The sequence below is a fragment of the Streptomyces sp. AcH 505 genome, from assembly GCF_000818175.1.
In the GTDB taxonomy this organism is placed as follows: domain Bacteria; phylum Actinomycetota; class Actinomycetes; order Streptomycetales; family Streptomycetaceae; genus Streptomyces.
Genome location: NZ_JTIY01000001.1, coordinates 269,709 through 278,738 on the forward strand (window position 1 = coordinate 269,709; position 9,030 = coordinate 278,738).

Genomic DNA, 9,030 nt, shown 5'->3' on the forward strand with positions numbered 1-9,030 from the left:
CGGCGGGCAGCGGCGCCGGTACGCCGACGGTGGGCAGCCCCAGCAGGACACCCGCCGGCTTCTCGCTCGCGGCCGACTCGCGCCGCTCCCAGGCGTCCCCCGCGCGCGTCCTGCGCACCGTGAGCGTCGCGCCCTCGGCCAGCAGGTGGTGCGGGGCCGCGTAGGTGATGTCGACGGTCACCACGTCGCCGGGCCGTACCGGCGCCTCCGGGGCGGTGAAGTGGACCAGCCGGTTGTCGGGGGCGCGGCCGGACAGCCGGTGGGTCGCGCCGTCCTTGCGTCCCTCGCCCTCGGCGACCATCACGTCGACCGTCCGGCCGAGCTGCGTCTTGTTCTGCTCCCAGGAGATCTCCTCCTGGAGGGCGGAGAGCCGCATGTACCGCTCCTGGACGATCTCCTTGGGGATCTGTCCCGGCATGTCGGCCGCCGGCGTGCCGGGCCGCTTGGAGTACTGGAAGGTGAAGGCCTGCGCGAACCGCGCCTCGCGTACGACGTGCATCGTCTGCTCGAAGTCCCCCTCGGTCTCGCCGGGGAAGCCCACGATGATGTCCGTCGAGATGGCGGCGTGCGGGATGGCGGCGCGGACCTTCTCGATGATGCCGAGGTAGCGGTCCTGCCGGTACGAGCGGCGCATCGCGCGCAGGATCGTGTCGGAGCCCGACTGGAGCGGCATGTGGAGCTGCGGCATCACGTTCGGCGTCTCGGCCATGGCGGCGATCACGTCGTCGGTGAAGTCACGGGGGTGCGGAGAGGTGAAGCGGACGCGCTCCAGGCCCTCGACGGCCCCGCAGGCGCGCAGCAGCTTGGAGAACGCCTGCCGGTCGCCTATGTCCGAGCCGTACGCGTTGACGTTCTGGCCGAGCAGGGTGATCTCGCTGACGCCCTCGGCGACCAGCGCCTCGATCTCGGCCAGGATGTCGCCGGGCCTGCGGTCCTTCTCCTTGCCGCGCAGCGCGGGCACGATGCAGAAGGTGCAGGTGTTGTTGCAGCCCACGGAGATGGAGACCCAGGCGGCGTAGGCGGACTCGCGGCGCGTGGGCAGCGTGGAGGGGAACGCCTCCAGGGACTCGGCGATCTCGATCTGCGCCTCTTCCTGGACGCGGGCGCGCTCCAGGAGGACCGGCAGCTTGCCGATGTTGTGCGTACCGAAGACGACGTCGACCCAGGGCGCCCTGCGCACGATGGTCTCGCGGTCCTTCTGCGCGAGACAGCCGCCGACGGCGATCTGCATGCCGGGCCGTTTGGTCTTCATCGGCGCGAGCCGGCCGAGGTTGCCGTACAGCTTGTTGTCGGCGTTCTCCCGCACCGCGCAGGTGTTGAAGACGACGACATCGGCGTCACCGTCGGCGTCCTCCGGGGCGCGGACATACCCCGCGCCCTCCAGCAGGCCCGACAGCCGCTCGGAGTCGTGGACATTCATCTGGCACCCGTAGGTGCGCACTTCGTAAGTCTTCGCGCTCATCTCGCCCACCAGGGTACGGGGTCGCGGTACGGGACGGGCCCTGGCCATCGCGGGGAGGGAGCTGACAGGATCGCGCCATGTTCACCGCCGTCTCCCGGATGAGCCGCAACCGCGCCGTGCAGGGCGGTGCGGCGGTGCTGGTGGTGCTCGGAGTGCTGGTGTGGTGGCTGGTACCGATCAGGGAGTCATCGCCGAGCGGATCGGTCACGTTCAGCACCGGCGTGAACCGGGGCGTCTACCAGCGGTACGGCGAACTGCTCAGCCCGTACCTCGACCGCGACCTGCCGGACGTGTCGATAAAGCTGGCGACCAGCGAGGGCTCGCAGCAGAACCTGGCGCGGGTGGCGAGCGGCGAGGCCCAGTTCACCATCGCCACCGCCGACGCCGTGGCGAAGTACCAGAAGGACCGCGACGTCGGCTACCAGCGGCTGCGGGGCTGCGCGCGGCTGTACGACGACTACGTGCAGCTCGTCGTCCCGAAGGGGTCGGCCGTGCGCACGACGGCCGACCTGCGCGGCCTGCGGGTGGGTGTCGGGCAGGACGGCTCGGGCGTACGGCTGATCGCCGACCGGCTGCTGAAGGCGGCGGGACTCGACCCGCAGCGCGACATCAAGGCCGTGCCGGACGGGATCGACACCATGCCGGAGAGCCTGGAGCACCACCGGCTCGACGCCTTCTTCTGGTCCGGCGGGCTGCCCACCGCCGCCGTGGAACAGCTGTCGGAGCGCTTCGCCGTCCGGCTGGTACCGCTGGAGCCCGCGCTCATCTCGAAGCTGCACGCCACGGGCGAGAGCGCGTCGCACTACTACCGGTCGGCGGAGATGCCGGCCGACGCGTACCGCGACGCGCAGGACGGCGAGGCGGTGCCGACGGTCGCGGTGGCGAACCTGCTGGTCACCACGGATCAGACGGACCCGGCGCTGGCGGAGGGCTTCACCCGGACCGTGATCGACAGCCGGGACCGCATCGGCAAGGAGGTGCACCCCGCGCAGCTGGTGGACCTGCGGACGGCGATCTACACGGACCCCCTGCCGCTGCACGAGGGTGCCAAGCGCTACTACCGGTCGGTCAAGCCGTAGGGGACGAGCGCGGCACGCTCAGGGTGACGCGCAGGCCGCTCGGCTCGCCGTGCGCGTAGTGGATCGAGCCGCCGCCCGCGCTCAGCAACGCACGGGAGATGGACAGGCCGAGACCGGAGCCCTTGACGTTCTGGTGGCGGTTGCTGCGCCAGAACCGGTCGCCGATGCGGGCCAGTTCGTCGTCCGCGAGTCCTGGACCGCCGTCGTTGACGACCACGGTGGAGGTCTCGCCGCCGCGTCCCACCGTGACGGTGACCGTCTCGCCCGCCGGGGTGAACTTGAGCGCGTTGTCCAGCACCGCGTCCAGCGCGCTGGAGAGCGCGACGGGATCGGCCCACGCGGTGACAGCGGCACCCCGCTCCGACAGCCGTACGCCCTTCTCCTCAGCGACGGCCCGCCAGGCGTCGACCCGTTCGGCCACCAGCTCGCCGATGTCGGTGAGCCGCAGATCGGCCTCGGCGTGCTCGGCCAGCGCCAGGTCCAGCAGGTCGTCCAGCACCTGGCCGAGCCGCTTGCCCTCCGTGCGCACCGAAGCGATCTCCGCGTTCCCCTCGGGCAGTTCGAGGGCGAGGAGTTCGATACGCAGCAGCAGGGCGGCGAGCGGGTTGCGCAACTGGTGGGAGGCGTCGGCGACGAAGGCGCGCTGCTGCTCCAGCACGTCCTCGACGTTGTCGGCCATCTCGTTGAAGGAGATGGCCAGGCGCCGCAGTTCGGGCGGTCCGCCGCCGGCGGCCACACGTGACTTCATCCGCCCGGTGGCGATGTCGTGGGTGGCCGCGTCGAGCACCCGTACCGGCAGGAGGACCCAGCCCGTCAGCCGGAACGCCGCCCCGACGGCCACGAGCATCGCCACCACCTCGCCCGCGCCGATGACCAGCCAGCCGCGCAGAATCCGCGAACGCATCTGTCCGGTGGGCGAGTCGGTCACCACGACGGCGACGACATCACCGTCCCTGACGACCGGTGAGGCGACGATCAGCCGGCCGTCCTGCCACGGCCAGACCTGTTCCGGATCGTCGCTGCGGCGGCCGAGCAGCGCCTCCTCGAACGCCTGCCTGCCCTCGCCCTCCTTGGGGACCGTCCAGTTCTGCGGGGCGCGCGCCATCGGCCGGTTGTCGCGGTAGAAGACACCGGCCCTGATGCCGTAGACCGAGTAGTACCGGGCCAGTTCTCCCGCCAGCACGCGGCGCCTGTCCTGGGACCCGGTGGTGCTCTCCGTGACGAACTGCGCGAGCGCGGCGACCCGCGCCGTGTCGTCGATCCGGTCCACCACGACGTCCTGCTGCTGCCCGGCGGCGCGGCTGACGGCCAGCGGGAAGCCGAGGGCGAGGAGCACGGCCGCCATGAGGATGATGAGCAGCGGGAGAAGTCGGGTGCGCACGAGGCGTTACTGGCCCTGCTTGCCCGGGTGCGCGGCAGGCACGACCAACCGGTAGCCGACGCCCCGTACCGTCTCGATCAGCGACGGCATGCCGAGTTTGTGGCGCAGGGACGCCACGTGCACTTCGAGGGTCCGCCCGGTCCCCTCCCAGCTGGTCAGCCACACCTCGCTGATGATCTGCTCCCTGCGGAAGACCACCCCGGGCCGCTGGGCGAGCAGCGCCAGCAGGTCGAACTCCTTGCGGGTCAGCGGTACGGGGGTGCCGTCGACGCTGACCTGGCGGTTGGCGAGCTCCAGCGTGACCCGCCCGAGCCCGGGGGCGGGCCGCTCGGCCCCGGCGGACTCCTCAGCCGTGCTGCCGCGCCGGCTCACCGCGTGGATACGGGCGAGCAGTTCACCGGTGTCGTAGGGCTTGGTCACGTAGTCGTCGGCGCCGAGGTTGAGGCCGTGGATCCGGGAGCGTACGTCGGCGCGGGCCGTCACCATGATCACCGGGGTCGAGGTGATCTTCCGGATCTTGCCGCAGACCTGGTAGCCGTCCTGGTCGGGCAGGCCGAGGTCGAGCAGCACCACCCCGAAGGGCGCCTTGCCCGCGTTGGCGGCGGGCAGCAGCGCCCGTAGCGCCTCCTCGCCGCTCCTGGCGTGCACGACGTCGAAGCCGTGCCGGGCGAGCACGGCCGCCAGAGCAGCGGCGACGTGGTCGTCGTCCTCGACGAGCAGCAGTCTCATGGCGCCCCCCTGGCTGTGGCACTTCCTGTGGTATTTCCCCTCCCGGCATCCACGCCCATGACACCGCAGGCGTCAAGGGCCGGTCCGGCTCCCCGTGCTTTCCGTTACCCACCCGGTACGCCCCGCACCGTCCCCTCACGCGGCGTGTCCGTCCGCTGCCCGATCGTTATGCTCAAGTTCCGCTCAGATGTAATGACGCTGGTCGCGGCCCGTGCCTATGGTCCTTCCCAACCGAGGAGGACGGAGCAATAAGCCGATGAGCGGAGTGTCAGTGACCAAGGGCACCGAGGACGCCGTGCCGGCGGCGGGCGACCTGGTCGTACTGAGCAACGTCAACAAGCACTTCGGCGCGCTGCATGTGCTCCAGGACATCGATCTGACCATCGCCCGTGGCGAGGTCGTGGTCGTCATCGGCCCCTCCGGGTCCGGTAAGTCCACACTGTGCCGCACCATCAACCGCCTGGAGACGATCGATTCAGGTTCGATCACCGTCGACGGCAAGCCGCTGCCGGACGAAGGCAGGGAGCTCGCCCGGCTGCGGGCCGATGTCGGCATGGTCTTCCAGTCGTTCAACCTTTTCGCGCACAAGACCGTGCTGGAGAACGTCACTCTGGGCCAGACGAAGGTCCGCAAGCTCGGCAAGCAGGAGGCGGAGGAGAAGGCGCACTCCCTCCTCGACCGGGTGGGCGTGGGCTCGCAGGCCGACAAGTACCCGGCTCAGCTCTCCGGCGGACAGCAGCAACGCGTGGCCATCGCAAGGGCGTTGGCGATGGACCCCAAGGTCATGCTCTTCGACGAACCGACCTCAGCGCTCGACCCCGAGATGATCAACGAGGTCCTTGAGGTCATGCAGCAGCTGGCACGCGAGGGAATGACGATGGTCGTCGTCACCCACGAGATGGGCTTCGCGCGCTCGGCGGCGAACAGGGTCGTCTTCATGGCGGACGGAAAGATCGTCGAGGAGACGACCCCTGACGAGTTCTTCAACAACCCGCGCAGTGACCGTGCCAAGGACTTCCTCTCGAAGATCCTGCACCACTGACCGGTCTGTCCCACAGCCTGTCTGTTCCACAGCCTGCCTCTTCCACGACCTGTCTCTTCCACGACCTGCCTCTTCCACGTCTCACCCGAGGGAAGTTCAACGATGAAGCTCCACAAGACAAGCGCGGCAGCGGCTGCCGTACTCGTCCTCTCGCTGACGGCCACCGCGTGTGGCGGCGACAGCAAGGACAGCGACAGCGCCGACGGCGGCGGCAAGATCGCCATCGGGATCAAGTACGACCAGCCGGGTCTCGGCCTGAAGACGCCGGACGGCAGCTTCACCGGCTTCGACGTCGACGTCGCCACGTACGTGGCCAAGGAACTGGGCTACGACGCCAAGGACATCGAGTGGAAGGAGTCGCCGAGCGCCGAGCGCGAGAACCTCATCGCCAACGGCGACGTGAAGCTCGTCGTCGCCAGCTACTCGATCAACGACGAGCGCAAGCAGCGCGTCGACTTCGCGGGCCCCTACCTGCTGGCCCACCAGGACCTGCTGGTGCGCGCCGACGACAGCAGCATCACCAAGGCCGAGGACCTCAACTCCAAGAAGCTCTGCTCCGTGACCGGTTCGACCTCGGCGCAGAACATTCAGAAGGAACTGGCCCCCAAGGCCGACCTCCAGCAGGTCGGCGGCTACTCCGAGTGCCTGACCGGCCTGGAGAGCAAGACGGTCGACGCGCTCACCACGGACGACTCCATCCTCGCCGGCTACGCCGCGCAGAAGGAGCACCAGGGCAAGTTCAAGCTGACCGGCCTGAAGCTGAGCGACGAGAACTACGGCATCGGTCTCAAGAAGGGCGACACCGACCTGCTCAACAAGGTCAACGCCGCGCTCAAGAAGATGGAGTCGGACGGCTCCTGGGAGAAGGCCGTGAAGAAGAACTTCGGCCCCGCCAACTACAAGAACGAGCCTGCCCCGCAGATCGCCGCGGCCAGCTGAGACACGCAGTGACGCGCCGCCGGCCCGGCCGGCGGCGCGTACCGACCAGCCAACCAGGGGAGAGCGCGGGGCATCGTGTTCGACTTTCTTGATTCCGGGCAGTACGACCTGCTCGGCGCCTTCTGGGTGACGGTGCAGCTCACCCTCTACTCCGCAGCCGGCTCCCTCATATGGGGAACGCTGCTGGCCGGGATGCGGGTCAGTCCCGTACCGCTGATGCGGGGGTTCAGCACCGCCTACATCAACATCGTCCGCAACACGCCGCTGACGGTGATCATCGTCGCGTGTTCGCTCGGACTCAACCAGACCCTCCGGATCACGCTCGGCGGCGAGACCTTCAAGGACATCGGCTTCCGGATGGCGGTGCTCGGGCTCATCGCCTACACCGGCACCTTCGTCTGCGAGGCCCTGCGCTCCGGTATCAACACCGTGCCCGTCGGACAGGCGGAAGCGGCCCGTGCGCTGGGCCTGAGCTTCTTCCAGGTGCTGAGGCTGGTGGTGCTCCCCCAGGCGTTCCGGTCCGTGGTCGGCCCGCTCGCCAACGTACTGATCGCGCTCACCAAGAACACCACGGTGGCGGCGGCGATCAGCGTCGCCGAGGCGGCGGCACTGATGAAGACCATGATCGAGAACGAGGCCGACTCGCTCTTCGCCGTCTTCGCGGTCTTCGCGTTCGGGTTCATCGTTCTCACCCTCCCGGTCGGCCTGCTGCTGGGCTGGGTGGCCAAGCGAGTGGCGGTGAAGCGATGAGTACCGAGTCCGTCCTGTACGACGCGCCCGGCAGCCGTGCCAAGCGGCGCAACATTCTCTACACGATCGTGTTCCTGATCCTCCTCGCGCTGGCCGTCTGGTGGGTCATCTCCGCGCTGCTCGACCACGGTCAGCTGGCCTCGGAGAAGTGGAGTCCGTTCGTCGACGACTCCAAGGTCTGGACGACCTATCTGCTGCCCGGCCTCGGGGAGACCCTGAAGGCGGCGGCCCTGGCGATCGTGATCGCCCTGCCGGTGGGCGCACTGCTCGGCATCGGCCGTCTTTCGGACCACCGGTGGGTCAGGGTTCCGGTCGGCGTCGTGGTGGAGCTCTTCCGCTCCATCCCCGTACTGATCATGATGATCTTCGCGTATCAACTGTACGTGCAGTTCACGGACGTCTCCTCCGACAGCAGGCCGCTGTTCGCCGTGGTCACCGGCCTGGTGCTCTACAACTCCTCGGTCATGGCCGAGATCGTGCGGGCCGGGATCCTCTCCCTGCCCAGCGGCCAGACCGACGCCGCGAAGGCGATCGGGATGCGCAAGGGCCAGGTCATGTCGTCCGTGCTGCTGCCGCAGGCGGTGACAGCCATGCTGCCGGCCCTGGTCAGCCAGCTGGTGGTGATCGTCAAGGACACCGCGCTCGGCGGCGCCGTCCTCGGTCTGCAGGAGCTGCTCTCGCAGAACCGGACGATCACGGCGAACTACGGTGCCAACGTCATCGCGGCCTTCACCGTCATCGCCCTGATCTACATCGTGCTGAACTTCGCGCTCACCACCTTCGCCGGCTGGCTGGAGCGCAAGCTCCGCAAGGCGCGCAAGAGCACGGGCGCGGTCCTCGGGGCGGGCGACGCGGAGGAAGCGGGCGTCGTCGGGGGTGGAGACACCCTCTGAGGCGCACGTGGCACACGGTGTACGCGCCGCCGTGGGCGTCACTTGACGGCGGCACCCCCAGTGGGTTGCATACGTTCTGTGATCACGCATCGGGCTCCCAGGGCCTGTCCGACAGGCTCAAGCGCCACTGAAAGCACGACCGTACGGGCCGGAGAGGGCGCGACGTGGACCCGGTGATCGTGGTCGGCGCCGGCCCTGTCGGGCTGGCGCTGTCCCTCGCCCTCGCCGCGCAGGACGTCCCTGTCGTCCTGCTGGACGAGGGCAGCGGCACGGACGACCCCCGCCCCGCCCGTACGGTCGTGCTGCGCCCCGACACCGCGGCGCTGGTGGCCCGGATCGGCTGCACCACCCTCGCCGACGAGGCGACGCACTGGCAGGGCTGGCGCTCGATGCGGCGCAAGCAGCTGATGCGGCAGGTGCCGCTCGGCGACGACGGCGGTCCTGCCCCGCTGCACATCCCGCAGCACGCCCTGTCGCGCGGGCTGCGTGAGGCGATCGCCGGTCAGAAGCTGATCCAGGTGGCGACGGGCAGCCGGCTGGACTCGCTGGAGCAGGACGCGCACGGCGTCACCGTGCACACCCGCGGCCCCGAGGCGACCTGGTGGCGGGCCAGCCATCTGGTGGGCTGCGACGGCGCCAGGTCGACGGTACGCAAACTGCTCGGCGTGCGGTTCCCCGGCCGTACGGCGGTCGAGCGGCACGCCGTGGCCGCGCTGCGCGCCGAACTGCCCTGGCCGGGCGAGGCGGTGCTGCAC

At 69.6% G+C, this 9,030-nt stretch carries 9 protein-coding genes and 1 tRNA gene; 6 read left to right on the forward strand and 4 right to left on the reverse strand.

From position 1 onward, the window contains the following. The coding region (gene miaB / locus HY68_RS01080; protein ID WP_041983490.1) for a tRNA (N6-isopentenyl adenosine(37)-C2)-methylthiotransferase MiaB at nucleotides 1–1,462 on the reverse strand (1,462 nt) is incomplete at its 3' end. 576 nt (nucleotides 1,463–2,038) lie between these two features. Continuing rightward, nucleotides 2,039–2,139 (reverse strand) — tRNA-OTHER (locus HY68_RS42510). Here HY68_RS42510 and HY68_RS43365 point away from each other — a divergent pair. Beyond that, the gene (locus tag HY68_RS43365) at nucleotides 2,101–2,541 is read left to right on the forward strand and encodes a TAXI family TRAP transporter solute-binding subunit (RefSeq protein WP_198533440.1); all 441 of its coding nucleotides are present in this window, start codon (nucleotides 2,101–2,103) and stop codon (nucleotides 2,539–2,541) included. The genes HY68_RS42510 and HY68_RS43365 overlap by 39 nt on opposite strands. On the opposite strand, the gene HY68_RS01090 is transcribed toward HY68_RS43365, so the two are convergent. Both HY68_RS01090 and HY68_RS01095 read right to left on the reverse strand, forming a co-directional pair. Next, a complete protein-coding gene (locus HY68_RS01090; RefSeq protein WP_041983495.1) occupies nucleotides 2,531–3,922 on the reverse strand; it encodes a HAMP domain-containing sensor histidine kinase in 1,392 nt (463 codons plus the stop codon). The two genes, HY68_RS43365 and HY68_RS01090, sit on opposite strands and share 11 nt — an antisense overlap. Nucleotides 3,923–3,928: 6 nt before the next feature. After that, entirely contained in the window at nucleotides 3,929–4,651 is a 723-nt protein-coding gene (locus HY68_RS01095) for a response regulator transcription factor (protein WP_041983498.1), read from the reverse strand. A 256-nt stretch (nucleotides 4,652–4,907) separates the two neighbouring features. Here HY68_RS01095 and HY68_RS01100 point away from each other — a divergent pair, with 256 nt between their 5' ends. From HY68_RS01100 to HY68_RS01120, 5 genes are all read left to right on the forward strand, one after another. Beyond that, nucleotides 4,908–5,693, forward strand: coding sequence for an amino acid ABC transporter ATP-binding protein (locus HY68_RS01100; RefSeq protein ID WP_041983501.1), 786 nt, complete (start codon nucleotides 4,908–4,910; stop codon nucleotides 5,691–5,693). A gap of 102 nt (nucleotides 5,694–5,795) precedes the next feature. Next, nucleotides 5,796–6,632, forward strand: coding sequence for a glutamate ABC transporter substrate-binding protein (locus HY68_RS01105; protein ID WP_041983503.1), 837 nt, complete (start codon nucleotides 5,796–5,798; stop codon nucleotides 6,630–6,632). Nucleotides 6,633–6,707: 75 nt separating this feature from the next. Next, on the forward strand, nucleotides 6,708–7,382 hold the full coding sequence (locus HY68_RS01110; RefSeq protein WP_041983506.1) for an amino acid ABC transporter permease: 675 nt from the start codon (nucleotides 6,708–6,710) through the stop codon (nucleotides 7,380–7,382). After that, entirely contained in the window at nucleotides 7,379–8,275 is an 897-nt protein-coding gene (locus HY68_RS01115) for an amino acid ABC transporter permease (RefSeq protein ID WP_041983509.1), read from the forward strand. The genes HY68_RS01110 and HY68_RS01115 overlap by 4 nt, the downstream gene beginning before the upstream one ends. Before the next feature lie 164 nt (nucleotides 8,276–8,439). Continuing rightward, the coding region (locus tag HY68_RS01120; protein WP_041983511.1) for an FAD-dependent monooxygenase at nucleotides 8,440–9,030 on the forward strand (591 nt) is incomplete at its 3' end.

What these genes read in the sequence shown, in the direction of transcription:
- HY68_RS01095 (WP_041983498.1), bottom strand. Translation starts at nt 4,651, where the DNA reads ATGAGACTGCTGCTCGTCGAGGACGACGACCACGTCGCCGCTGCTCTG.
- HY68_RS43365 (WP_198533440.1), top strand. Translation starts at nt 2,101, where the DNA reads ATGCCGGAGAGCCTGGAGCACCACCGGCTCGACGCCTTCTTCTGGTCC.
- HY68_RS01100 (WP_041983501.1), top strand. Translation starts at nt 4,908, where the DNA reads ATGAGCGGAGTGTCAGTGACCAAGGGCACCGAGGACGCCGTGCCGGCG.
- HY68_RS01115 (WP_041983509.1), top strand. Translation starts at nt 7,379, where the DNA reads ATGAGTACCGAGTCCGTCCTGTACGACGCGCCCGGCAGCCGTGCCAAG.
- HY68_RS01105 (WP_041983503.1), top strand. Translation starts at nt 5,796, where the DNA reads ATGAAGCTCCACAAGACAAGCGCGGCAGCGGCTGCCGTACTCGTCCTC.